General features: G+C 70.0%; 22 protein-coding genes and 3 pseudogenes. 12 read left to right on the top strand and 13 right to left on the bottom strand.

The window, feature by feature from the left end:
* Positions 1–37 precede the first annotated feature (37 nt).
* From B072_RS0106360 to B072_RS0106350, 3 genes are read right to left on the bottom strand one after another with little or no spacing between them, the layout of a single operon-like run.
* Positions 38–1,387 (bottom strand): ABC transporter substrate-binding protein, encoded by a 1,350-nt coding sequence (locus B072_RS0106360; protein WP_026245509.1) that lies wholly within the window; start codon positions 1,385–1,387, stop codon positions 38–40.
* Positions 1,388–1,447: 60 nt separating this feature from the next.
* Entirely contained in the window at positions 1,448–2,338 is an 891-nt protein-coding gene (locus B072_RS0106355) for a carbohydrate ABC transporter permease (protein WP_018529103.1), read from the bottom strand.
* Positions 2,339–2,350: 12 nt separating this feature from the next.
* Positions 2,351–3,301, bottom strand: a complete 951-nt coding sequence (locus B072_RS0106350; RefSeq protein ID WP_018529102.1) for a carbohydrate ABC transporter permease — start codon at positions 3,299–3,301, stop codon at positions 2,351–2,353.
* Positions 3,302–3,563: 262 nt separating this feature from the next.
* Here B072_RS0106350 and B072_RS0106345 point away from each other — a divergent pair, with 262 nt between their 5' ends.
* The 3 genes from B072_RS0106345 to B072_RS0106335 all read left to right on the top strand — a co-directional run bounded on the left by B072_RS0106345 (position 3,564) and on the right by B072_RS0106335 (position 7,731).
* Positions 3,564–5,561 (top strand): DUF4832 domain-containing protein, encoded by a 1,998-nt coding sequence (locus B072_RS0106345; protein WP_018529101.1) that lies wholly within the window; start codon positions 3,564–3,566, stop codon positions 5,559–5,561.
* A gap of 17 nt (positions 5,562–5,578) precedes the next feature.
* Entirely contained in the window at positions 5,579–6,964 is a 1,386-nt protein-coding gene (locus B072_RS0106340) for a glycoside hydrolase family 2 protein (RefSeq protein ID WP_018529100.1), read from the top strand.
* 452 nt (positions 6,965–7,416) lie between these two features.
* Positions 7,417–7,731, top strand: a complete 315-nt coding sequence (locus tag B072_RS0106335) for a hypothetical protein (RefSeq protein WP_018529099.1) — start codon at positions 7,417–7,419, stop codon at positions 7,729–7,731.
* 299 nt (positions 7,732–8,030) lie between these two features.
* Here B072_RS0106335 and B072_RS0106330 read toward each other — a convergent pair whose 3' ends face one another.
* The 3 genes from B072_RS0106330 to B072_RS0106320 all read right to left on the bottom strand — a co-directional run bounded on the left by B072_RS0106330 (position 8,031) and on the right by B072_RS0106320 (position 10,834).
* The gene (locus B072_RS0106330; RefSeq protein ID WP_018529098.1) at positions 8,031–8,957 is read right to left on the bottom strand and encodes an NADP-dependent oxidoreductase; all 927 of its coding nucleotides are present in this window, start codon (positions 8,955–8,957) and stop codon (positions 8,031–8,033) included.
* The gene (locus tag B072_RS0106325; protein ID WP_018529097.1) at positions 8,954–9,862 is read right to left on the bottom strand and encodes an alpha/beta hydrolase; all 909 of its coding nucleotides are present in this window, start codon (positions 9,860–9,862) and stop codon (positions 8,954–8,956) included. Before B072_RS0106325 ends, B072_RS0106330 begins: the two co-directional genes overlap by 4 nt.
* Positions 9,863–10,072: 210 nt before the next feature.
* Entirely contained in the window at positions 10,073–10,834 is a 762-nt protein-coding gene (locus B072_RS0106320) for an SDR family oxidoreductase (protein WP_018529096.1), read from the bottom strand.
* 164 nt (positions 10,835–10,998) lie between these two features.
* Between B072_RS0106320 and B072_RS0106315 the strand changes: the two genes are divergently transcribed.
* On the top strand, positions 10,999–11,916 hold the full coding sequence (locus tag B072_RS0106315; protein WP_018529095.1) for a LysR family transcriptional regulator: 918 nt from the start codon (positions 10,999–11,001) through the stop codon (positions 11,914–11,916).
* A gap of 4 nt (positions 11,917–11,920) precedes the next feature.
* On the opposite strand, the gene B072_RS0106310 is transcribed toward B072_RS0106315, so the two are convergent.
* The gene (locus B072_RS0106310) at positions 11,921–12,871 is read right to left on the bottom strand and encodes a hypothetical protein (protein ID WP_018529094.1); all 951 of its coding nucleotides are present in this window, start codon (positions 12,869–12,871) and stop codon (positions 11,921–11,923) included.
* Between the two features lie 444 nt (positions 12,872–13,315).
* Here B072_RS0106310 and B072_RS0106305 point away from each other — a divergent pair, with 444 nt between their 5' ends.
* A complete protein-coding gene (locus B072_RS0106305; protein ID WP_018529093.1) occupies positions 13,316–13,954 on the top strand; it encodes a DUF402 domain-containing protein in 639 nt (212 codons plus the stop codon).
* Positions 13,955–14,168: 214 nt separating this feature from the next.
* Here B072_RS0106305 and B072_RS48055 read toward each other — a convergent pair whose 3' ends face one another.
* A complete protein-coding gene (locus tag B072_RS48055) occupies positions 14,169–14,384 on the bottom strand; it encodes a hypothetical protein (RefSeq protein WP_158689160.1) in 216 nt (71 codons plus the stop codon).
* A 203-nt stretch (positions 14,385–14,587) separates the two neighbouring features.
* On the opposite strand from B072_RS48055, the gene B072_RS0106295 reads away from it, so the two are divergent.
* Positions 14,588–14,959, top strand: coding sequence for a hypothetical protein (locus tag B072_RS0106295; RefSeq protein WP_018529091.1), 372 nt, complete (start codon positions 14,588–14,590; stop codon positions 14,957–14,959).
* Positions 14,960–15,090: 131 nt separating this feature from the next.
* Here B072_RS0106295 and B072_RS0106290 read toward each other — a convergent pair whose 3' ends face one another.
* Complete coding sequence (locus tag B072_RS0106290) at positions 15,091–15,849, bottom strand: esterase/lipase family protein (RefSeq protein ID WP_018529090.1); 759 nt, start codon at positions 15,847–15,849, stop codon at positions 15,091–15,093.
* Positions 15,850–16,026: 177 nt separating this feature from the next.
* Between B072_RS0106290 and B072_RS45425 the strand changes: the two genes are divergently transcribed.
* From B072_RS45425 to B072_RS0106270, 3 genes are all read left to right on the top strand, one after another.
* Positions 16,027–16,320 carry a hypothetical protein gene (locus B072_RS45425; RefSeq protein ID WP_158689159.1) on the top strand — a complete coding sequence of 98 codons (294 nt, stop codon included), beginning with the start codon at positions 16,027–16,029 and terminating at the stop codon, positions 16,318–16,320.
* Positions 16,317–16,481, top strand: coding sequence for a hypothetical protein (locus B072_RS48050; protein WP_018529088.1), 165 nt, complete (start codon positions 16,317–16,319; stop codon positions 16,479–16,481). The genes B072_RS45425 and B072_RS48050 overlap by 4 nt, the downstream gene beginning before the upstream one ends.
* Positions 16,482–16,885: 404 nt before the next feature.
* Positions 16,886–17,635: a peptidase E gene (locus B072_RS0106270; protein ID WP_018529086.1), complete on the top strand. Its 750-nt coding sequence runs from the start codon at positions 16,886–16,888 to the stop codon at positions 17,633–17,635.
* Positions 17,636–17,685: 50 nt separating this feature from the next.
* On the opposite strand, the gene B072_RS0106265 is transcribed toward B072_RS0106270, so the two are convergent.
* The gene (locus B072_RS0106265) at positions 17,686–18,054 is read right to left on the bottom strand and encodes a VOC family protein (protein ID WP_018529085.1); all 369 of its coding nucleotides are present in this window, start codon (positions 18,052–18,054) and stop codon (positions 17,686–17,688) included.
* A 719-nt stretch (positions 18,055–18,773) separates the two neighbouring features.
* On the opposite strand from B072_RS0106265, the pseudogene B072_RS49920 reads away from it, so the two are divergent.
* Positions 18,774–18,929: pseudogene (locus tag B072_RS49920) on the top strand (DapH/DapD/GlmU-related protein); the annotation flags it as partial.
* A 1,194-nt stretch (positions 18,930–20,123) separates the two neighbouring features.
* Here B072_RS49920 and B072_RS49915 read toward each other — a convergent pair.
* Together B072_RS49915 and B072_RS47290 are read right to left on the bottom strand one after the other, a co-directional pair.
* Positions 20,124–20,538, bottom strand: a pseudogene (locus B072_RS49915) (VOC family protein).
* A pseudogene (locus B072_RS47290) lies at positions 20,535–20,906 on the bottom strand (dihydrofolate reductase family protein); the annotation flags it as partial. The pseudogenes B072_RS49915 and B072_RS47290, both read right to left, overlap by 4 nt.
* Before the next feature lie 87 nt (positions 20,907–20,993).
* Between B072_RS47290 and B072_RS48045 the strand changes: the two are divergent.
* Both B072_RS48045 and B072_RS0106245 read left to right on the top strand, forming a co-directional pair.
* On the top strand, positions 20,994–21,128 hold the full coding sequence (locus tag B072_RS48045; RefSeq protein WP_158689158.1) for a substrate-binding domain-containing protein: 135 nt from the start codon (positions 20,994–20,996) through the stop codon (positions 21,126–21,128).
* Positions 21,129–21,352: 224 nt separating this feature from the next.
* Complete coding sequence (locus B072_RS0106245; RefSeq protein ID WP_018529081.1) at positions 21,353–21,892, top strand: hypothetical protein; 540 nt, start codon at positions 21,353–21,355, stop codon at positions 21,890–21,892.
* Positions 21,893–22,006: 114 nt separating this feature from the next.
* Here the strand turns inward: B072_RS0106245 and B072_RS0106240 are convergent, their stop codons facing one another.
* Entirely contained in the window at positions 22,007–23,821 is a 1,815-nt protein-coding gene (locus B072_RS0106240; protein WP_018529080.1) for a flavin-containing monooxygenase, read from the bottom strand.
* Positions 23,822–23,830: the final 9 nt, after the last annotated feature.

Below are 23,830 nucleotides of genomic sequence, written 5' to 3'. Positions count from 1 at the left end.
CTCAGAGGTCGGTCAGGAACGTCGGTGCGGGGACCGGCTACTTGAACAGCGCGTTCGCCTTGTCGTTCGCCCCCTTGAGGGCGGGACCGGGCTTCGCCTGTCCCAGGACGACCGACTGGATGGCGTCCTGGACGAGGGTGCTGATCTCCGTGCCGTGTTCGGTGACGGGCAGCTGGAAGGTCACGTCCTTGTCGTTCGCGGCGTCGGTGAAGACGTGGACGTCGTCACCCTTCGCCTTGTGCGCGGCCAGCGCCTTGGCGGTGGCGCTCTTGAGCGCGGGGAAGACGACGCCGCGCTGGGCGACGCGGTTCTGGCAGTCGGGCGAGGCGAGGAACTTGACCCACTTCCAGGCCTGTTCCTGGTGCTTGGTGCCGGCCCAGATGGCGTCCGACAGGCCGTTGATGGCGCTCTTGCGGCCCTGCGGTCCGGTCGGCAGCGGCGCGAACGCGAACTTCCCCTTGACCTTGGGATCGGTGAAGGTGGAGATCGTCCAGGAACCGGCCACCATGATGGCGCCCTTGCCCGCGGTGAGCAGTTCGGAGTTGGCGAGCGTCGACTTCTTGTCGAAGCGGGGCGCGTAGCCCTTGTCGATGAGGTGCTTGAACCAGCCGATGGTCTCGGCGAGCCGCGGGTCGTCGTACTTGAACTCCGTGCCCCACGGGTTCTTGTCGAGGTAGGTGAAGCCGTTGGAGGCGGCGAGGTCGCCCCAGCCGTTCTGCCCCTGGGACCCGTCCTTCCATTCGGGCAGGAATCCGTACGTCTTGACGTTGTCCTTGTCGAAGTCGGGGTCGAGTCCGTTGCGGCCGTGGGTGTCGACGGTGGCCTTGGCGACTGCCTTCTCCAGGGTGCCGCCGTCGGACGGGTTCCAGGTCAGGGTGTCGAGCTGAGCCGCGCTGAAGCCCTGCTTCTTCAGCTGGGCGGTGTTGTAGACGAGAGCCATGGTGTCCCAGTCCTTGGGCAGCCCGTAGCGCTTGCCGTCCTTGACCCAGGTGTCGGCCAGACCCGCCTGGTAGGCGGACAGGTCCACCTTGTCCCGCTCCACGAGCGGCTGCAGGTCCAGGAGCTGGTTGCTCGTGGCGAACTGCGGATAGTACGAGGCCTGGTCCGTCCACACGTCGGGCGCGTCGCCGGAGGCCAGCTGGGTGGTCAGGTTCTGCCAGTACTGCTCCCACGCGGTCTGGGTGATCTTCACGGTGATGTCGGGGTTGGCCTTCTGGAACGCGGCGGCGCACTCCTGGTAGGCGGGCAGCTGCTTGTCGTCCCACAACCAGTAGTCGACGGTCGTCTTCCCGCCGGCCGTGTCGTCGGATCCGGCGCAGGAGGTGAGGGTGGCGGTGGCGGCCAGGCACAGCAGGGCCGTGCCGGTACGCAGACGCATGGAGCTCATGACGAAGGGCCTCTCAGCTCGTAAGAAGGGGGAGGTGTGTGAAGTCGGTTACGGGGTGGGCTACTTGATCCCGGTGAAGTTCAGGGACTCGACCAGGCGCCGGCCGAGCAGGAACAGCAGGACGAGCACGGGCAGCACCGACAGCGCCGAACCGGCCATCAGCCCGGTCCAGTCGGGCTGGGTGTTGGGCGACTGCTGCCGGAAGATGCCGAGGGCGACGGTCAGTACGCGGGTCTGTTCCTCACGCCCGGTCAGCAGCGGCCACAGATAGTCCTTCCACGCCCACACCGTGGTGGTGAGGCCGATGGTCAGCAGCGGGCCGCGGCTCATCGGCAGCACGACGCGCCAGAAGACGCCCCAGGGGCCGACGCCGTCGAGGACCGCCGCCTCCTCCACCTCCCGCGGGATGGACAGGAAGAACTGGCGCAGGAAGAAGACGGCGAACGGGGTCATCAGGACGCTGGGCGCGACCATTCCCGCGAACGTGTTCAGCCAGCCGAGGTTCTTCACCAGGACGAAGTTGGGCAGGACCGTGAAGATCGGCGGCACCATGAGAGCGCCGACCAGGATGCCGAACACCAGGTTCCGGCCGGGGAACCGGAGCCGGGCGAAGGCGTAGCCGGCCATCGCGCAGCACATCGTCTGCAGGGCGGCGATCAGTCCGCTGTAGACGACGGAGTTGAGCAGGTAGCGCAGGAAGTTCACGTGTGCGCCCGAGCCGCCGGCGGCCTGTGCCTCCTCCTGGCTCGTCAGGCCGAGCACCCGCAGGAAGTTGATCATTGTCGGGTGGTGCGGGACGAGCGCGGTGGAGTCGGTGTACAGGTCGGCGGCCGGGGTCAGGGCGGTGCGGACCATCCAGTAGAACGGGAACACGGTCGCGATCAGCGCGACGACGAGGACGGCCCAGGCGGCGATCCGGCCGGGTGAGGGCTTCGTACGGAGGCGGGTCATGGTCGGGGCTCCTCAGGCCAGATCCGAGCGGGAGGCACGCAGCAGTCGCATCTGTACGGCGGTCAGGACGCCGAGGATCACCGCGAGCACCACGGCGATCGCGGAGGCATAGCCCATGCGGAAGTTCGTGAACGCCTGCTCGTAGATGTAGTAGTAGATGACGCGGGTGGCGCTCACGGGGCCGCCGTAGGTGGTCACCGCGATCGTGTCGAAGATCTGGAACGAACCGATCAGCGACACCACGAGGACCAGCGCGAGGACCGGCCGCAGCAGGGGCAGCGTGATCCGGGTGAACATGCGCCACTCGCCGGCGCCGTCCAACGAGGCGCTCTCATACAGGTGTTGGGGTATCTGCAGCATCCCGGCGTACAGCAGCAGAGCCGTGTACCCGGCGTAGGCCCAGGTGTTGACCGCGGCTACGGACGGCATGGCCCAGTGCGGTGAGGTGAAGAAGCCGGTGGTGCCGAGGCCCAGGGCGTTCAGCAGGTGGTTGACGAAGCCGAGGTCGGCGTCCAGCAGCCACATCCACAGCAGGCCGACGGTGACGTTGGGCACCAGCCAGGGCACCAGCAGCATCGCGCGCAGCGCGACCGAGCGGGTCAGGCGGTGCATCAGCGTGGCCAGGCCCAGCCCCAGGACGGTCTGCGAGCCGATGTTGAGGACCACGTAGAAGCCGGTGACCTTGAGCGCGTTCCAGAACTGGTCGTCGTCGACGAGGCGTTGGTAGTTGTCCGCGCCGGTGAAGTGCGGCGGCGAGAGCAGGTTGTAGTCCGTGAGCGAGTAGTAGACGCCGCGGATCGTCGGATACGCGTAGAAGAGCGCGAACCCCAACAGGGCCGGGACCAGAAACAGCCAGGCGACCCTGCGGTCGTCGCGGCGCCGGCGTGGCCGCCGGACGTCCGCCTTCCCCCGGTCCGTCCCGATGCTCTCGCGTGATGGCGCAACTGCCGTGTACGCGCCCATGGTTGCCCTCCGAAGAGATGTGCGCCGCACCTCTTGCCAGTGGGGCACCGTGGACACATATTGATGAGGAACAGCGAAAGTTTGTCAACGCTTCCTCGTAAGAAAGCGAAGTTCCCCCACGCCGAGAGGCAGCGTCGACCGCAGGGCGAAACCCCTGCGATCCGGACCCCTCTGCAGGTCAAAAGCCTGTCGACCCGTTCGGATCCGCAGCCGTGCCCCCGCTGCACGGCTACTCCCCACCGATTCCCGGAGGTTCAAAATCATGCGCACCTTCGCTCGGCGACGCGGCAGAAGATGGCTGGCCGCGCTGTCCTTCGTGGCCGCCGCCGTCGCCATGGCGCTCCTGCCGACCACGACCCAGGCCGCCTGGGCCGCCCCCCACCCCCAGCGCGCGTCGGCCGCCGGCGCACCCCAGCGGCCGGCCCCCGGTCCGGACCCCGACCCCTCGCTGCCCGCCCACTCCCTGACCCGCGCCGACGCACCACTGGACAACCCGCTCAAGGGATTCGCCCGCTTCTACCAGCCCGGGGCCGACGAGAACACCGGCTATCCGCACGCGCTGACCTGGAGCTACTTCGGTCTGTCGGAGGTCATGAACAGCGCCTCGGACTGCGGGCACTACGACTGGAGCGTCCTCGACAAGGCGCTCGACGAGATCGCCTCCTACGGCAACCAGGCCGCCGTCCGCTTCTACATGGAGTACCCGGGCGGCACGGGCAGCCACCCGGCGAACGCGATCCCCGCATGCTTCGCCGGACACGTCGACAACCGCACCAACACCTACTGGAACACCACCAGCCCCGACTACGACAGCGCCTACCTGCTGGACGCCGTCAAGAACTTCATCGCGGCGTTCGGCGCCCGCTACGACGGCGATCCGCGGATCGGCTTCATCCACATGGGCCTGGTCGGCCTGTGGGGCGAGTGGCACACCTGGCCCTACGACACCGACACGTCCAGCGACTCGTACCCCGACTACATGCCCACCGACACCCACGGCGCCGAGCTCATCAACGCGTACAACAGCGCCTTCACCCACACGAAGGTGGAGGTGCGCTACGCCGCGGCGGCGGGCGGCGCCGCCGACGCGCTACCCGCAATCGGCTACCACGACGACTCCTTCTGCTACCGCGAGGGGAGCCCCCTGGCGGGCGTCACCCTGCCCGAGTCGATGGGCGGCGCCTCCTATGCGCAGCTCCAGAAAGCCCTGGAACACGGCGTGGAGAACCGATGGATCACCGCCTCCATGGGAGGTGAGGTCCGTCCCGAGATCCAGCCCACCGCCTTCGACAACTGGCCCGGCGGATCCGGTGCGGTCGACGACATGAAGGCCTGCATCGAACTCGAGCACACCACCTGGAAGATCAACGAAGGCAGCGCCGCCTACTCCGCCGACAACCCCAACGTGGCGGCCGCGGTGCGGACGATGGGCTACGACCTGGGCGTCGACAAGGCCTACTTCCACGACACCGCCCAAGGCACCACGACGGTCGGCGTGCAGATGAGCAACGACGGCGTCGCCCCGTTCTACTACCCCTGGAAGGTCAGCCTCGGCCTGAAGGACCCCTCCGGGAAGGTCGTCAAGACCTGGGACACCTCCTGGGACCTGCGCAAGGTCATGCCGAAGAAGATCCGCGCGTTCCCCGACTGGGGCAGCGGCTCGGACCACACCTACCTCGACTACGGCTACGCGCAGTACTTCGACTCCGACATCGACCTGTCCGGCGTCACCCAGGGCGACTACCAGCTCGTCATGAAGGCCAAGAACCCGCTGGAGGACATCAGCGCGAAGGCCAAGCAGCTGCGCTTCGCCAACGCGACGCAGGGCAGCGACGGCTGGCTCGGCCTCGGCGCCATGGCGGTGGGTCCCGGCGGCTCCGCCGGCCCCGGTTCGTACGAGGCGGAGGACGGCGGCAACACGCTCACCGGCACCGCGGTCGTCGCCGACTGCTCGGGCTGCTCCGGCGGCAAGAAGGTCGGCTATCTGGGCAACGGCGCCACCCTCACGTTCCGCCACGTCGACGGCGGCAGCGGCGGCACCAGGACAGTGACCCTCCACTACGCGAGCGCCGTCACCCGCTCGGCCACGGTCAAGGCGAACTCGACCCAGGCGCAGACGGTCACCTTCGCGCCCACCGCCGGCTGGACGAGCCCCGGCACCACCACCGTCAGCCTCACCCTGGCCCCCGGCACGGACAACACCATCACCATCTCCAACGCCGGTGACTGGGCTCCCGACATCGACCGCCTCACGATGTAGGCCGCGTCCCGCCGGTCATGCCGCCGCCGAGAACAGCGGCATGGCCGGCATCCCGCACCGCGACGCGGAAAGACGGGCTGCTGGGGTGGAACGTCTTCTGGAACGCGTGGTTCCTCGACCCGCCGAACCACGCCCTCTACCTCGACCACGTGCGCGACAGGATCCGCCGCTATCGCTCGCACCCGTGTGTGGTGGTCTGGTGCGGCGCCAACGAGGGCACACCGTCCGGCGAGATCGACGAGGGCGCGCGGAAGGCCGTCGCCGAGGAGCACCCCGGCGTCAGCTATGTCAGCAACTCGGCGTCCGGTGTGGTCAGCGGCAGCGGACCGTACGCCTGGGTCGACCCGAAGCGGTACTACTCCCCCGATCTGTACGCCCAGGGCACCTTCGGCTTCCACACCGAGATCGGCATCCCCACGGTCTCGGTCGCCGAGAACATGCGCAACCTCGTCGACGGCGAGAAGGAATGGCCGATCGGGCTGGTGTGGAACCACCACGACTGGCTGACCCGTGGCGGGCAGAACCCGCAGGGCTACCAGGCCGCCATCGACGAACGCCTCGGCGGATCCTCGTCGTTGGAGGAGTTCTGCGCCAAGGACCAGTTCGTCGACTTCGAGTCGATGCGCGCCATCTTCGAGGCGTGGAACGCCCACCTCTGGAGCGACGCCAGCGGTCTGCTGCTGTGGATGCCCAACCCGGCGTGGCACAGCACGGTGTGGCAGACCTACGACTACGACCTCGACGTCAACGGGACCTACTACGGGGCCCGTTCGGGCTGCGAGCCCTACCACGTGCAGGCCGACCCGACGGACTGGAAGGTCCTCGCGATCAATCACACGGGGCAGGCGCTGCGCGGTGCCGAGGTCCGCGCGGAGGTCTTCGACCTGTCCGGACGCCGCCTCGCGGACCCGCGGCACCTGAAGCTGGACGTCGACGCCTCCTCGACGGCATCGGCGTTCGCCGTGGACAGGCCCGACGGTGACCACCCCCTGCATCCGGTGCGGCTCACGCTCACCTGCACCGACGGGCGGACACTGTCGCGCAACACGTACTGGCGCTACGAACAGCCGAAGGACATGCAGGCCCTGAACAGCCTCTCCGGCGCCAAGCTGGAAATCTCCGGCGGCCGGACGTCACAGCGCGAAGGGCGCATCAGCGTGACCGTCACGGTCCGCAACAAGGGGCGCGCCGTCGCGCCCATGGTGCGTCTCTCGCTGCGCGACCACCGCACGGGCGACCGCGTCCTGCCCGCCCGCTACTCCGACAACTATCTGTGGCTGCTGCCGGGAGAGGACCGTGAGGTGACACTCTCCTGCCCGCAGAGCGAGCACGACCGATGTGACCTGGAGGTGACCCCACAGGGCTACGGCGCGCCCCTGGCCTCCAGCCGCGGCCGTCACTGATACCGGGTCCGCCCGCCTGGGTCGCGCGTCGCTTCTGCGGTGCCCGACCCGCCGGCGGGCACCGCGCAGTGCGGACAGCGCCGCATCCCGGCACACACCGCGCCGTTCGGGGCGCACGCTCGTTCTCTGCTCCCTCTGCTCCGAAAGGTGAACTGCGCCGAAGGTCGAGCGCATCAACTCCGCCAACCCGTAGAGCCACCGCCGAGGGTCGGCCGCGCGGCGGCGGCGCCCGCCGGGACACCACAGCGAAGGGCCGCTCGGCCCAGGGCCCAGCGGCGGCTGCGGATCGTGCGCCTACTGCACCCTGGACCTCACCCCCGGGCAGCGAAGCAGCCGAATTCAGCCACGGCGCACGCGCGGGGCGTGGACATGTTCACGAAGCGGCGTCTGATCCTCCACATCCGGGGCACTCTTTCGGCTCTGGGTACCGATTCCGTGAAGGAGCCCCCACCATGCCGAGACATGACGCCGTCCTCACCCGCTCCCGCCACGCCCGTGACTTGTGGCAGGTCGAGATAGAGGGGCTCCCGGACGCGCTCGGGCACGTCGCCGGACGCACGGTGGAGGAGGCCCGTCGCTGCGCCGCCGACCACTTGGCCCTCGTCCTCGACGAGCCCCGTACCGAGGTGATCGTGCACCTGCGCGGCGGTGACCAGGCGGCTCGCGCCGCGCTCGACGAGCATCAGGCGGCGATCATCGCCGGCAGCGAGCCGCTCCTGGACGTGGGAGTCGTACGGGCCCGGCACCGGCGCGGTGAATACCGCTAGGAGATCCACCGAGGAGCCCATGGGACGGGCTGCACGTCAAGCTCACCGTGACCGACGCGGTCACCTCCTGAGCGGACCGGGCGCAGCCCCGCACCTGCCCGGCAGGCCCACCGGCTTCACCATGCGAGGAACCCTCATGCACAGCCGGTTCGATGGCGGCGTCACCCAGGTCGCCACCACCACTCCGGCATCCGCCGCGTCAGCTTCAGCACACCTTCCAGCGGTCCCCTCAGCAACTCGACGTGGACCCCTTATGGGTCGCCCCGCACGAGCAGACCGGGTGCCGGAAGGGTTGCCTGCTACGGGAGAAGGACGACCTTGCCCAGCGGGTGATCGTGTTCGAGGTGGGTGAACGCCGCGCGGACCTGGGTCAGCGGATGGGTCCGGCTGACCGGCACCTCGATCCGGCCGCCCGCCGCCAGCCCGGCCAATTCGCCCAGCACCGCCCGGTCGGTTCCTTCGGCGCTGCCGTGTGAGCGGGTGCCGAGCGCGTCGGCGGCATCGTGGTCAAGCGTGTTGACGCGGTGCGGCAGCACTCCCAGGGAGAGCGCGGTGCGGGGGTAGTCGCCGCCGTGGAAGTCGAGGAAGGCGTCCGCCGTGCCGGCGCCGTCGCCCTCGATGGCCCGGCGGAGCCGTTCGGTGACTCCGTTCCCGTAGGCGACGAGGGTCGCGCCCTGAGACTCCAGCCAGTTTCGGTGCCGCGCCGAGGCGACCGCTACCACGTTGGCTCGGCGCAGGCGCAGGAGTTGGACGGCGAGGCTGCCGACCCCGCCGGTGGCGCCGCTGACCACGACCGTCTCGCCGGCCCGGGGTGCGACCGCGGCGACGGCGGCCCATGCGGTGCTGCCCGCTACGTAGAGGGCCCCGGCGACGGGCCACGGGAGCCCGTCGGGTTTTCGGACGAGCTGCTCCTCGGGAACGACGACGTACTCGGCGTGGCTGGACCGCTCCCAGGACCAGCCGAGCACCGCGTCACCAGGCGCCCAGTCGGTCACCGCGTCCCCGGTCGCGGTGACCGTACCGGCGAGGTCGCTGCCCTGCCCGGACGGGAAAACCGCTGGAAAGCGCTCGTGCAGGGCCCCGGTGCGAATCTTGGCCTCGCCCGGGTTGATCCCGGCGGCGCGTACCCGGACCAGGACGTCCCGCGGGCCCAGCGGGCGCGGTTCGACCTCCTCGACACCGAGCACGTCGATGTCTCCGTAGCGGTGGAAACGTACGGCCTTCACGCCCAACCCTCCGCATCTACGTGGCTGTTGATGAAGGCGGCCACCTGGTCCAGGGCGCGCGCGGCCTCGTCGACGACCGGGGCGAAGCCCTGGAAGACGTGCGGTGCCCCGGGGAAGGTCCGCAGCGTGACGGGGACGTCCGCGTGGGCGGCCCGCGCGGCGAGGCGCACGGCGTCGTCGAGCAGGATCTCCCGGCCACCGACCTGGATCAGCAGCGGCGGCAGTCCGCGCAGATCTGCATGGAGAGGGCTGGCCAGCGGGGTGCGCGGGTCCGCGTCGGCAAGGTAGTCGGCGGCCCGGGTCTCCAGTGCCTCGCGGGTGAGCGCCGGATCCTCGTCGGCGCGCGTCCTCATGGTGGAGCCGGACTGGGTGAGATCCGCCCACGGCGACAGAACGGCCGCGCACGACGGCTGCGGCAGTTCCGCGTCCCTGATCGCGAGGAGCAGGGCGAGGGCGAGGCCGCCACCGGCCGACTCGCCGACGACCGCGATCGAGGCGGCCGGTATGCCCTGTTCGAGCAGTGCCCGGTAGGCGGCGAGGGCATCGTCCACGGCGGCCGGGAAGGGGTGCTCGGGGGCGAGCCGGTAGTCGGCGGAGTGGGTGGTGGCCGCGGTGCGCCGGGCGATCTCGGAGACCAGACCGACGCTGGCGGCTGCGGAGCCCATCGCGTAGGCGCCGCCGTGGAAGTAGAGCACGGTGGAGGCGCCCGGCCGGGTGGGGCCTGCGAGTACCTCGACGGCGGGAACCCCGCCCAGTTCGGTGGCCCGGGTGCGGACGTCGTCGGGCAGTGGCGCGGAGCCGAGCATCTCGTCGAAGACGCGGCGCATCTTCTCGACGTCGCCGCCCAGGTCCAGGGGTGCGTTGCGCAGTAGGTCGGATACGGAGTCCAGCTGACGGCGGGTCATGACATCGCTTCCTTACGGGAGGACTTGACGGAACGTGCGGAGCGGCCTTGGTCCGGGCGCCTTGCGGGAGATCCCCGAAGCCGATGCCCCGCACGAAGTCCGGACCTTGAGCGTGCGGTTGCCGATGCGGGTGCCGGCGCCGATGACGAGCACGGTGGACAAGGTGGTTCTCCGACCGGGGAGGTCGTGCTCTGCCCGGGTGCGGGGAGATCAGGCGATGCCGCCGTTGGCGAAGAGCACCTGCCCGTTGATCCAGCGGCCGCCGGGTCCGGCGAGGAAGGCGACGGCCTCGGCGATGTCCTCGGGGGTGCCGAGCCGCTCAAGAGGTGCGGCGGACGCGATGCGGGCGACCAGTTCCTCGCTCTTGCCCTCGAGGAACAGCGGCGTCGCGGTCGGGCCGGGTGCCACGGCGTTCACGGTGACGTCCTTGCCGCGCAGTTCGCGGGCGAGGATGAGGGTCATGGCCTCGACGGCGCCCTTGGTCGCCGCGTATCCGCCGTAGTTCGGCTGCTGGAGGCGGGTGACCGAGGTGGAGAAGTTGATCAGCGCTCCGCCGGGGCGGAGCCTGCGGGCGGCGAGCTGAGAGACGACGAAGGTGCCGCGGACGTTGACCCGGTGCATCCGGTCGAAGGTGTCGAGGTCCATCTCGGCGAGCGGGGCGAGGAGCATGATCCCGGCGGTGTTGGCGACCACATCGATACCGCCGAAGCGTTCCTCCGCGGCGTCGAAGAGGCGGGTCATCTCGGCCGGTTCGGCGACGTCACCGGGCAGGGCCACTGCCGTGCCGCCGGCCGCGGTCACCGACTCGACCACCGCCTCGGCCTTGGCCGCCCCGCCCGCGTAGTGGACGACAACGGCCATGCCCTCGGCGGCCAGCCGGTGCGCGACCGCGCCGCCGATACCGCCCGAGCCACCGGTGACCACGGCCGCCCTGGGCCGATCCGATGCGTTCTGATCCACCACACCGTTCATGACCGCTCCTGTTCCGGCGCCCGTTCCGGGTGAACGCCTGCATAGATGAAGGTCCGCGCTGAGGGAGTCGGGGACTTTCGCGGGCCGTCCGCCCGCCGATGGACTCAACCTTCCGCCGCACCCAACTATTTGTCCAATGCATAGCTTTTATGTAGCTTATGCGTATGGCGCATATCGAACGGGTCGACCTCAATCTGCTGGCCCCGCTGGCCGCTCTGCTGGAGGAGCGGCACGTCTCACGCGCCGCCGAGGTCGCCGGGATGAGCCAGCCCGCGATGAGCCGGGCGCTGCAGCGCCTGCGGGACACCCTCGGTGACGAACTCCTCGTGCGCACGCCGAGTGGTTACCGGCTCACCCCGCGGGCCGAACGCGTCCAGCGCCAGCTGCGGGCGGTCGTGCCACGCCTCGAGAGCCTGTTCGCGCCGGAGGAGTTCGACCCGGCCACGGCCGCCGAGTCCTTCCGGGTGGCCGGGACCGACTACTCCCGGGTGCTCGCCCCCGCGGTGTTCCAGCGCGTCTTCCGGGAGTCGCCGCGCTCCACCCTCCACTTCCGCACCTGGCACGACGCCATCCATGACGACCTCGACCGGGGAATCGTGGACCTGATGTTCTACGCCAGGTCCGAGCAGGTCACCGCGCTGCGCACCGAGCACCTCTTCGACGACCGGTTCGTGTGCGTGCTCTCCGCGGATCATCCGCTGGCCGAGCGCCCCGGCATCGCCCTGGACGAGTACCTGGACGCCACCCACGTGATCGTCGGCACCATCGGAGAGCGCCAGACCGCGATCGAGCGGCGCCTGGACGACCTCGGCACGCGCCGCCGGGCCGGACTGACCGTGCCCTACCACTCCCTGGCCGCACGCTCCGTCCTCGGCACCCGGCTCATCCTCACGATGCCGTCACGGCTGCTGACGGAGGAGCGTCCTGATCCCGGGATCAGGATCGTGCCCGCCCCCGAGGAGATCCGCCCGCTGCACTACGAGATGGCCTGGCACCCCCGCCTCGACGGCGACCTGGGACAACGCTGGCTCCGGGACTCCGTCCGCGCCGTCGCGGCCGAACTGCCGGAGCCGGCCCTTTGAGGCGTCACCAGCGGGCGCGCAGCACCCCGTCGCTGTCGGGCAGGACGGCACGGAGCAGCGGATGGCGATCGTCGGCCGCGAGGGGAAGGACGCGGGCCGCCGTGGCGTCGGCCACCAGCGCGGCGAGCTGCTCGTACTCGTCGTCGTCGATGACGATGTGCCGGATCGTCCCGTCGGGCGTCTGCCAGACGAACTCCGCGGACGTGTCCTCGCGCAGCGCGGCGAGGACCGCGTCGACGTCGGGACTCAGGTCGGGCCAGACCGTCAGCAGGGCGCGCGGGCCGAGGCCGGTGCGTACCGTGTCGAGGTTGCCCTTCGCGAGGCGGTGCCAGCGCGCGGCGTTGCGGAGATACGACTCCTGCAACAGGAGGGTCTCCCGGCTGCCCAGTTCCGTGCGCACGCGCGCCCAGAAGTGCTCGTCGGCGGCCGGCTTGTCGTCCGCTTCGTCGGACTCCGCCGCGTAGGGAGAGGCGGTCAACGGCTGGGCGAAGAGGCCGAGTTCGTGGGTGCGGGCCACCGCGTCGCCGCAGGGCCGGTCACTGCCCACGTACACGTACTGGTCCCATCCCACGTGCACCGTGAACCGGTCGCCCACCTCCAGTCGGCACCAGGCGCCGGCGTCGCGGAGCATGGCCCTCACCAGCTCCAGGGCGATGGGCAGGGAGACTTCGGCGCCGTCGTGATAGCCGGTGAGGTCGGGCGGGAAGAGCCCGGCCAGGCCGTGCCCTTCGACCGGCGGCTCCAGGCCGAAGGCGGCGAATCCCGTGACCTCGGGCTCGCGGATCTCCAACCGGTCGATGCCCGAGGCCCGCGCGAACGCGGCGATCGCCTCCAAGTACGCCGCTTCGACCGGCCCGTGATCGCTCACCGTGTCCTCGGAGCCGGCGTAGCGGCCGCGCTCGTCACGATCGGCGGGGTCGTACTTGGTGATCTGGTGGACGAAGGACGGCGGCACACTGCTCCCTGGACGCTCACGAAAGGGACACCGGCCTAGGTGTCCTGGGCACGACTGGTCCCGCCTCGTCGTGCCGAGTGTAGAGCGCCGTCGCCAACTCGACTCCGGCCACGCCCATCGATGTCATCCTGCGCGGATCCCTTCGAGGCGCAGGCCGCGATCAGCGAGGCGTCCACCGGTATCCATGCGGCGGCCCTGAACCGGCATGTGCGGGCCGTCCAGCCGGGACGCGTCCCGATCGCACGGCGCCTCCTGGCCGCACGCGACGAAGGCGCGGTACCCCGGTCGGGTACAGAGGGGTACCGCGCCCGCCTTCTCCATGCAGTCAAGGGCGGGGCCAACAAGCTCCGCGCTGGTCGGCACCCCGGCCGGAGCGAGTGGGTGACGTTCACCGCCGGTACCGGATGCCGGCCTGGGTAGGTTCCGGGAAAGGCGGGAGGCACGATGCAGAGGTTCGACGAGGCGGCCACCGTGGTGCGCCGTGATGTGTATCGGGACGGGCAGGTCTGGAGCGAGCACGCCCTGCGCGTGCTGTCCGACACCGGCGAGGTCCTGGTGACAGCGTGCGCGCCCGGAGCCCAGGCTCGCCTGCCGTCCCCCTACGCAGCCGCGGGCACCGACCGGTCGGCGCGTCTGGCGGCCTTCGACGCGCTGGCGGCCGGGAGTTGGGAACTGTCGGACGCGCGCCGGCAGGAGACCGAACTGCTGCTGTGGAAGCCGGCCGGCGCCTGGTACAGCGTCAACGCCTTCTACACCGCGGACGGACTGCGCAACTGGTACATCAACTTCGAACGGCCCGCGCGTCGTCGGCCGGACGGGTTCGACACCTTCGACCTGGCGGTGGACCTGGTTGTCGAGCCGGACCTGACCGCGTTCTCGTGGAAGGACGAGGACGAGTACGCCCACGCGCGACGGCTCGGTGTCATCACCGACGCGGAGCACCTGGCGGTGAAGGCCGCCCGCGACGAGGTCGTGGCGATGATCGAGGCACGCTCCGGCATCCTCGCGGAGGCCGCCGGATGGGCCGCGTGGCGGTGGGCCCCCGACTGGGCCACTCCTCTCCTGCCCCGCGCTGGACCGTAACGGCGAGAGCTGACCGCGCACCGCTGCTGGACCTGCGCAGCTCGTCTCACTCCACGGCGCAGACCGGGACGGGACGCCGGTCGGCACCATGCCGTACGCCGTCGGCATGTCCGACACCATCGGCGACGTCGACGCCATTACCTGTGCCTGCCGGTTCTACGCCTTCGTCGCCGATGCGGCAGTGCGGCGGCCTCGCGCGGACGCCGCCGACCGGTCAGACGTCCTCGACTCCCAGCATCTGCACGGCCTTGCGTGCCTGGTAGAAGTCCTCGTCGGACACCTGCGGGTCGTCCTCCGTGTCGTGGAGCCAGTCCGCCAGGTCGGAGACCGACCACGTCTCGAACTCCTCCGGCACATCGAGAGCCGTCGTCCTGCGCAGCCGTGTGGCAACAGCAGCGTCCCGAACACTGCGCGTGCTCACCTCGGTCATCTTCCGCACCGCCTTCCGGTGTCAACGGGGATCGGACAACCGACGCTGCCAGACAACATCCGCCCCTGTCCAAACGGGCGATCAGGGCTCACCAGCAGACGCGGGTCCTGCCGTTCAGTCGCCGGGCGGTGTCACGGTGTTGGGTGACGAGCGCGATCATGGGACGGGGAAGAACCTCACCGCAGGACAGACAGGGAGAGACGATGAGTCTGCAGGAAGGCCAGCGGGTCAAGCTGGCCGACGACCTCCGCCTGAGCGACCCGATCGAGGCAGCCGGAACGGTCATCGGGATCCTCTCCCTCGCCGCCGGCACCGAAGGAACCGTGGAACGGGTCATCGAGCACGTACACGAGACCCCCGACGTCGCCGAGTACGGACGCCTCACATCGCTGCTCGACTCTTACGGCGACACCATGCCCCCGGAAAGCAAGAAACAGCTCGAGCAGAAGATCGCCGAGCTGGAACCGGCCTGGACCGCATTCCACGAACAGGGCTCCCAGGTGACGGTACGGGTCCACTTCGACAACGGGTTCATCCTGGACGCGTCACCACAGCACATCTTCGTCCCCGCCTGAACAGCACCGGGAGCCAACCCGTCGGACGGGTCGGACAGTGACGTCGCTGACGCCCCGTCTCCGGCAGTCGCGTCGCCCTGCCGGAGACGGGGCCGGTCTCATGACGAGCCGGGTTGTTCAGGAGAGGACGGTCAGGAAGCGACGAACCGGGCGATCTGCCCGAGCACGACCGTGTCCGTCAGATAGCCGATGTGGGTCTGGCAGGCCACGTTGTTGTTGGTCGCGCCGTCGAGGCGGGTGCTCGTGTAGGGGATGATGATGCCGTCGCACGCCGAGTACCAGGTGGCGTACTTGGTGGAGCCGGGCGTCTCGTCGCCGGACGAGATCTGGGAGATGAACGAGGAGCCCGGGTACATCTGCTGACAGGTCGTGTAGATCAGGCAGGCACTGGCGTAGGTGGTGCCGTGGTTGGCGCCCGCGATCGAGGCGAGGTGGCTGACGCTGGTGTTGCCGCCGAGCACCTTCAGGTAGTACTGGCTGACCAGCCCGCCCATCGAGTGGTTGACGATGGCGACCTTGCTCGCGCCGGTCCGTGCCTTCACGGTGTTGACGTAGGTGGCGAGGCCCTGAGCGTTGGTGATGTTGTTGCCGTACGAGTTGTACTCGTAGGCGAAGAGGTTCGAGCTGGACCAGCCGTTGGCGCGGAAGACGGTCATGGCGGTGGTCCAGTTGGAGGCGTTGCCGGTGTAGCCGTGGACGAAGACGACCGGCGTACTCGTGGACAACGGCTGCGCGGCGGCGGATTGCGTGGTGGTGGCCCGCGCGGTGGTGGCAGCGGTGTCGGCGGCGCCTGCCGTCGTCGTGGCCGAGGAGAAGAGAGTGAACGCGACGGCGCCGGCCGCGAGTACGCCGAGCAGACGGCGTGGCGAACGACGAGGTGTGGAGCCCATGGAGCCCTCCTGACGGGGGTGTGCGGGTACCTGGCCCGACCCAGGGTGGGGGTGTCGGGCCCGGGCGCCATCGGCTAAATCACCGGTGTACGCGACGAATTTGGGGTGCGGCGGTGGTGCGCCCATCGCGCGCTGGGCCCGGTACTCGCACCGGTGCCGGGCGGGATCGTGCTGGCGGTGACTCCGTGGCGGGGCGTGTTCGTGACGCTCGCCCTCGTCGGCGCCCGGCTGGCGGTGGGGCTGGCACGCGGCGTGCCCGAGTCGCTGCCCGCGGGACGCCGGATCACCGGCGGGGCCGACGGAGCGATGCGTGCGACGGCAAACCCGCCGGCGCAGCCCCGGGTCCTGGTGCCCGTACTGACCATAGGATGCAGGGGCCCGGCGGTCTTCGCCTTCGTGGCGGGGGCCACCTTCGTCCTGCACGACCTGTTGCAGCTGTCGCCGACGATGACAGCGTCGTCTACGGCGTGAACGCGCTCGGCAATCTTGGAGCATCGCTGCTGTACGGGCGACTGGCCCGCCGCCACCGCCCCGAGCCACTGCTGGTCCTCGGCGCGGTCGCCGGCGTCTCCGGCCAGCTCGCGCTGCTGGCGCTCGTCGCGACGGCGGGTGCGGGACTGTGGGCGACCTGAGCGTGCTTGCTGGTGACGGTGACGTCGTTCGGACTCCTCTTTCCCGCCCTGACGACGGTGGGGCAAAGCCGCGGGCGCAGCGCTCCGGGTGCGACGTCCGCGCTGCTGGGGGCTTCCCGGTGCGCCTTCGGCGCCGCCGCCTCGCCGTTGATCGGCGTGTTCGGTACGCGCAGCGCCGCCCCCATGGCGGTGGCGCTGAGCGCCTTTATGGCCCTGACGGTCGTGGGGGCGATGCGCTGCCGGCGGCAGAGCAGCGCGGTAGCGACCACCGGACCGGGGTCCGGTGTTCAGCGGGCAACTCCCCGCTGAGCATGAGGCGTCCGCGAACGCCCTGTTCGGTTGCCAACCTGCGGGCCGCCCGGCAGTGTTCCTCACTGGTCGAAGCACGGCGTGAGGAGGACCTGGTGGCCGTTCGGCATCAGCAGCGACTGGCTCTGCTCGGAGGAGGCTTCTCCACCGACGACGACGGGCTCCTCGACGACTGGCTGCTCACCCACGCACGCACCCCACGCCCCAAAGTCTGCTTCGTCCCGACGGCAAGCGGCGACGCGGCCGGGTACATCGAGCGTTTCTGGGAGGTGTTCGGACCGCGCGAGGCCGAGTCCTCGGTCCTGTCACTGTTCCGCAGGGAACTCGACGACGAGGCGCTGCGCGCGTTTCTGCTCGCACAGAACGTCGTGTACGTCGGCGGCGGCAACACAGCGAACATGCTCGCCGTCTGGCGCACGCACGGTGTGGACCGGCTGCTGCACGAGGCCTGCGACCGCGGAACACTGCTGTGCGGTATCAGTGCCGGCGCCAACTGCTGGGCGCGGGGCTCCCATACCGATTCCTTCGGCCCGCTGACCTTCCTGGCCGACGGGCTCGGGCTGCTGCCCGGCTCGGTCTGCCCGCACTACGACAGCGAAGCGGGTCGCCGCCCTTCTTACCTCTCAGCCGTTGCCACCGGGGCACTCGACTCCGGTTGGGCCCTCGACGACGGAACCGGCGCCTTCTTCATCGACGGCCACCTCACCGACGCCGTGACACGCGCACCACAAGCGCAGGTCTACCGAGTCGAGCGAGACACAACCGGCACGGCCGTGGAACGCCCCCTCCCCTGCCGCCTCATCACAAGGGCCGCGCCGGCGGATCCTCACCAAGCTCCGGACTGACCCCGCCCACGATCAGATGGCCCGCGATCAGCGGACGCCCCGGAAGCGCGTCACCGGGCCGGGATCGGCTGAGTGAGGTTCACCGGGTTGCCGTCGGGGTCCTTGATGTGGGCGACGCGCTGTCCCCACGGCATGTCGTTGGGCCCTCCACCGACCGAGCCGCCGAGCGCCTCCACTCGGGCGAGCGTCTCGTCGACGTCGTCGACACCGATGCTGAGCAGGATCCGCGGCGTCGCCCCGGTCCCCGGGTTCTCCTTGACCACCAGCCCGAGGTCGGTGTCGCCGATGAGCAGGCCGAGGTAGAAGGCCGGGCCTTTCGCCGGTACCCGGAAGGTCTCCTCGGCGCCGAACAATTTCGTATAGAAGCTGAGCAGAACGTCCTGGTCGGCAGTCAGGATGACGGGCTGGATGGTGGACATGGCACTCCTGTCGAGAACGGTCGTGTCGCCGGGTAGACCGTTCGAGGACGGTGAACTCATCGGCGAGATCATCCCGCCGACGATCGGCAACACAGATTGCCGCCCACGACCAAGACCGCAGAGCTTCAGTGGGGGCGATCCGGCCGCAGGGGCGTCGTGTCGGTCGTCCCCCCTCGCACCCGCCGTGGGCTTCTTCACCACGGGCAGAAGCACCTGATCAAATGAATCGCCACCGCCGGCCTCAAGTAGACGGCTGATCACAGCAGTTCTCTGCGGAAACGGACGACATGCCCCACCACGATGCCGCGGACACGCAGCCCGCGGGACCCGACCTGTTCGACTACTCGCCCTGGCACTACTGGACCCAGGCCACGGACGACGACCGCACCCGGCAGAACGAGCACCAGAGCGCTCTGTGCAAGGACAGCCCGTCCTACCGCTTCGGCGAGGACTGCTTCCTGTCCCCGCTGGCCGCCGTGCAGAACGATGTCCTGGCACTGGGTGCCCGCAGCTACATCGCGGCCGGTGCCTACGTGACCGGCACCTTGCGGGCCGGCCGAGACTGCACCATCAACCCCTATACCGTCGTGCGGGGCGACATCGTCCTCGGCGACGCCGTACGGATCGGTGCGCACACCTCGCTACTGGCCTTCAACCACGGCTTCGAGGACCCGGACACCGAGGTGTTCAAGCAGCCGGTCACCTCCAACGGCATCCGTATCGGCCACGACGTGTGGATCGGCTCGCACGTCGTGATCCTGGACGGCATCACCGTCGGCGACGGTGCCGTTGTCGGCGCCGGCAGCGTCGTGACCAAGGACGTGCCCGCAGGGGCCGTGGTCGGCGGCAATCCGGCAAGGGTCCTGCGCCGGCGCGGCCCGGCCCCGGCCGCTTCGGCCGCCACGGATCTGGCCGCGCGCCTGGCCGCGTTCGCGGACACCACCCGGGCGCAGGCCGAGGACGTCATCGCCCGCAGCTTCGACTCGCACGTGCAGGGCGGCCTGTTCGTCGACGCGCCTGGGCGGCCCCCGACCGTGCGGGCCCAGTGCGACGCGATCGAGATAGCCGATCTGCTCCTCGGACGCGCCCCCGCCCCGCTCACCGGCGAGGATCAGATCGAACGGCTGCGCTCCTGGCAGGACCAGGAGGCCGGGCTCATCGGCGCGCTCACCGCCGAGGGCCGTCAACTGGACGCAGTGGACGGCTTGTTCGACCGGGACACCGCCTACCACCTACTGTGCGTGGGCTATGCCCTGGACCTGCTCGGCAGCCGCCTGCCGCATCCCGTCCACACGGTTGCCAACGCCACTCCCGCAGGCGTGATCACCGCGCTCGACGCCCTGCCCTGGCGGAGCGACCCCTGGCACGCGGGCGACTGGGTCGACACCCTGGGAACCGCCCTGCTGTGGAACCGCCTGCACCACCCCGCCACGCCCGACGGAGTGCTGGAAACCCTCTTCGGCTGGCTGGCCACCCACCAGGACTCCTCCACCGGCATGTGGGGACAGCCCAGCCCCATCGACGGACACCTGCTCGTCGTCAACGGCTTCTATCGCGCCAGCCGCGGCACCTACGCCCAGTACGGAGTCACGGTCCCGCACCCCGAACGCGTCGTCGACACCGTACTGAGGCACGCGGCCGAGCCCCGCTACACCGCCCCCGCCGCACAGACGGCCTGCAACATCCTGGACATCGCCCACCCGCTGTGGCTGACCCGCGCCGGCGGGCACCGCGCCGACGAGGTGACCGCACTCGCCCGCCGTCTGCTCACCGATGCCCTCGGCCACTGGCAGGACGGCCGTGGCTTCTCCTTCCGCGCACCGCACCCCACCACGGCGGGTCTGCCCAGCACCCAGCCCGGCTTGCAAGGCACCGAGATGTGGCTCGCCATCATCTGGTACCTGGCTGACCTCGCCGGTGTGGCGGAGGCGCTGGGTTACAGGCCCCGCGGCATCCACCGGCCCGAAGCCGCCACCCGGCTGGGCTGACCGACCTCTGGGTGTTCCGCCGATTCACGAATGCGTCGGAGTGGCGTGCAGCGTACTCGGCGCCGGGGGCTACCGGACCGCTCAGGAGAAGTCCGCCTCGGTGAGGCTGTCGGAGTGTCCGGGCGGCCACTCCACCAGCTCGATCCGGTAGCCGTCGGGGTCGGTGAGCCACGACGTCTTGGGGCCGTGCGGCCCGCCTGAGCACTCCACGGATCCAGGCTCCAGGCCGGCGTCGGTCAGCTGTTCCAGGGGGCGGCCAGTGCGTCCACCTGGAGATCGCGAGGTGGTCGAATCCACTGCCGACGTCGACCGGTTCGTCGACCTCGCGGTCGACGAGTTCGAGCGAGGCCGCAGGTTCGCCGGAGAACTTGAGGATCACGAGGTGGCTCCCGTCCCCGGCGTCGACCCTGCCCAGATCGACATAACACGAGGCGGTGCAGAATCCGAGCGAGCGGTCCAGGTCGGTGACGCGGTACGAGACGAACAGCGGCTTCACGCGGCCTCCTCGGGTCGATGCACCCGATAACCGAGGTGGGTGACGTCCCGGTCCTCGAGCCTTCGGACGAGGTCGAGTTCGATGTGATCACCACCGAGGTGGTCGAAATGGCGTCGGCCGTCTCCGAGGAGGACGGAAATCAGGTGGATCTCCATCTCGTCGATGTGTCCGGCCCGGAGGAGTGCTTGGGTCGCGGCGGCCCCGTGGACCATGACGGGCCGGTCCCCTGCGGCCTCGCGAGCCTGACGGGCGCAGTCGTCGACGTCGGTGACGCATCGCGCGTGGCCGGGTGGCACGTCCCCGTCATCCACATGGTGCGTGAGGACGAGGATCGGCACACCGTCGTGGTGGTCGCCCTGCCAGCGTCCGGGATGTCACGGCCGACAACTTCCCCTTCTCGCAATCCCGTTGAGGCCTACGGATTCAGCTCATGCAACCCTCCACAGGGTCACGAAGTGGCCGAGATCGGACGCCTCGCGGTGGACGTCCTGCGCGCACGCCTGGCCGACCCGGACGCGCCACACCGTCAGCAGTCGCTCGTGCCACGCCTCGTCGTACGGGACTCCACCGGGCCCGCGCGGAGTCGGTGACGGGCTCGCGCGGACGGCCCGACCACGCATTTCGCTCCGGGCCGCCGTTCTTCGAACTAAGATCCGCGCAACGGGGGGTGGTTGTGTCGAAGCGACGGGTTTTCGCGAGCACAAGTGTCGTGGTGCTGGTGGCACTGACGGGATGTACGTCGGCACAAGGGACACCCACGCCGAAGGCGACCACGACCGCCGCGCCTTCGGCCACGCACCGGACGTACGACAGGATGCCCGCTCGGCCCACGGGCACGGCCGTCGCCACCGCTCGCGACGGTGTGTTCCTGCGGAAGGCGCTGGGGCATCTCCGGCTCCCGGTCGGGTACGACCTTCCGGCGGACGACACGGTGGCGGTGATTCACCGCAAGGACGACACGACCGGCGAGCTGGCCTGGATGCCCGACGGACGCACCTTCTGCTGGCTCATGGTGCGGCGCTCGAAGACCACATCGGCCTGTGGCTCCCCTCCCGACAAGGCGCCCGCACCCGGGCTGCTCTTCGTGGACAGCGGCACCCCGGACCAGATTCTGGAGGAGGGCAAGGAGGACCAGGTCCGCATGGTGAGCTTCGTGATCGCCGAGGGTGGTTCCCGGCACTTCGACCATGTCAGGCGTGCGTCGGGCGCGGGGCCTGTGCAGCAGGTGGTGTCGAGGTTCCCGTCGGGCCGGAAGGTCACCTTCCTGACGTTCGACCGGCCCTACGGCCCCATCGATTCGAAGGCCGAGATCTGCAGTGCGGACCGGAAGGTCTGCTTTCCCTCTCAACCGTGAGCGGGCGCCCCGGCGCAGGAGGCGCTGCCGTCGGCATCGCTTGCTGCCCCTGCCGGACCCGAGCTTTCCCGCTCGGGCCCGGCGCGCGTTCCCGTGCATCCGCAGGCGCTGGCGTCAGGCGGGCGTGCCGCTCTTCGGCCTGAGGGCTTCGTCGATGTTCTCCTCGCGCCATCGGCGCAGCAGGTCGTGGAAGGCGACGGCGCCGTGCGGGTAGGCGGTGGGGCCGTTGGGGCGGCCGCGGCCCTCTCGGTTGTAGTAGCCGGGGGTGCACTCGGCGTGGAACCACTCGTGGTCGGGGGCGCCCTGCGCGCAGGTCTCCATCCACGCGTCCTCGGCCTCGGGGGTGGGTTCCACGAGGGCGTCCTTCTGCTGCGCGGCGGCGACCAGGGCGGCGGCGTGCAGGGCCTGTTCGTCCAGGATGTTCGTGAAGTTGACGCTGCTGGCGTTCTGCAGCGAGCCCATCCGGATCAGGTTCGGGAACCCGATGCTGGTGAAGCCGTGCAGGGTGCGCGGGCCCCGATCGGCCCACGTGTGCAGGAGCTCGACGCCGTCGCGGCCGGTCACCGGCAGCTTCCCCGACGTGATGCCGGAGACGCCCACCGAGAACCCGGTGGCGAAGATCAGGCAGTCGACCTCGTACTCCACCCCGCCGACGACGACGCCCCGTTCGGTCATCCGCTCGATGCCGTGGGAGTCGGCGGTGTCCACCAGAGTGACGTCGTCCCGGTTGAACGTGGGCAGGTACGTGTCGGAGAACGTGGGGCGTTTGCAGGCGTACCGGTACCAGGGCTGGAGGGCGTCGGCGGTCGTGGCGTCGGCGACCTCCTTGGCCACACGCTCGCGGATCTGGTTCATCGTGGCGTGGTCGGCGGCCTCGTAGGCGGACTCGAAGTCCGGTTCGCCGTCGCGGCGGAAGCTCGGCAGGAGCTTTTCGAGGAGAGCGGCGGACTCCGTCCAGCGATCGGCCACCAGGTCCCGTCCGGCGCTCTCCCCCGAGACGATCCGCAGGAAGTTCTCGCGCCGTTCGGCCGCCCAGCCCGGACGGTCCGCGCCGACCTCCTGCGGCGACATGCGTCGCTGGCCGCGTACGTCCACGGCGGAGGGGGTGCGCTGGAAGACGTAGAGGTGACCCGCGTCCTCGGCCAGTTTCGGGATGACCTGTACGCCGGTCGCGCCGGTGCCGACGACGCCGACCCGCTTGTCGGCCAGGCCCGTCATCCCGCCCCCGGAGTGGCCGCCGGTGTAGCCGTAGTCCCAGCGGGAGGTGTGAAAGGTGTGGCCCTTGTAGTCCTCGATCCCGGGGATGCCGGGCAGTTTGGGCTCGGTGAGCGTGCCGGTGGCGGTGATGACGTAGGTGGCGCGGAAGACGTCGCCGCGATCTGTGGTGACCCTCCACTGCCGGGCCGGCTCGTCCCAGGTCAAGCCGGTCACGGTGGTGGAGAACAAGGCACTCTCGTACAGGTCGAACTGCTCGGCGATACGCACCGCGTGGCGACGGATCTCCTCACCGGGGGCGTACTTCCACTCGGGTACGTAGCCGGTCTCGTCGAGGAGCGGCAGGTAGACGTGCGACTCGATGTCGCAGTGGATGCCCGGGTAGCGGTTCCAGTACCAGGTGCCGCCGAAGTCGCCGCCTTGGTCAATGACACGCACCGAGGCCACGCCCTGCGTGCGCAGCCGCGCGCCCGCCAGGATCCCGCCGAACCCGCCGCCGACGATCGCGACGTCGACCACGTCGTGCACCGGCTCGCGCTCCGCCGTGTCGGGGACGTACGGATCGGCGGCGAAATAGCCGAACTCCGCGGTGGTGGAACGGTATTGCCCCGGGCCCTCGGGGCGTATGCGACGCTCGCGCTCGACGCGGTAGCGCTCGCGCAGGTCGGCGGCCTCCTGCGGGGTGGGGGGCGTGTCGCAGTGCGGCAGCGTCATGGGGCGGAT

The sequence above is a fragment of the Streptomyces sp. HmicA12 genome (assembly GCF_000373565.1).
Taxonomy (GTDB): Bacteria; Actinomycetota; Actinomycetes; order Streptomycetales; family Streptomycetaceae; genus Streptomyces.
The sequence above is the reverse complement of the archived record's forward strand: the minus strand, read 5'-3'. Positions and strand labels throughout refer to the sequence as shown.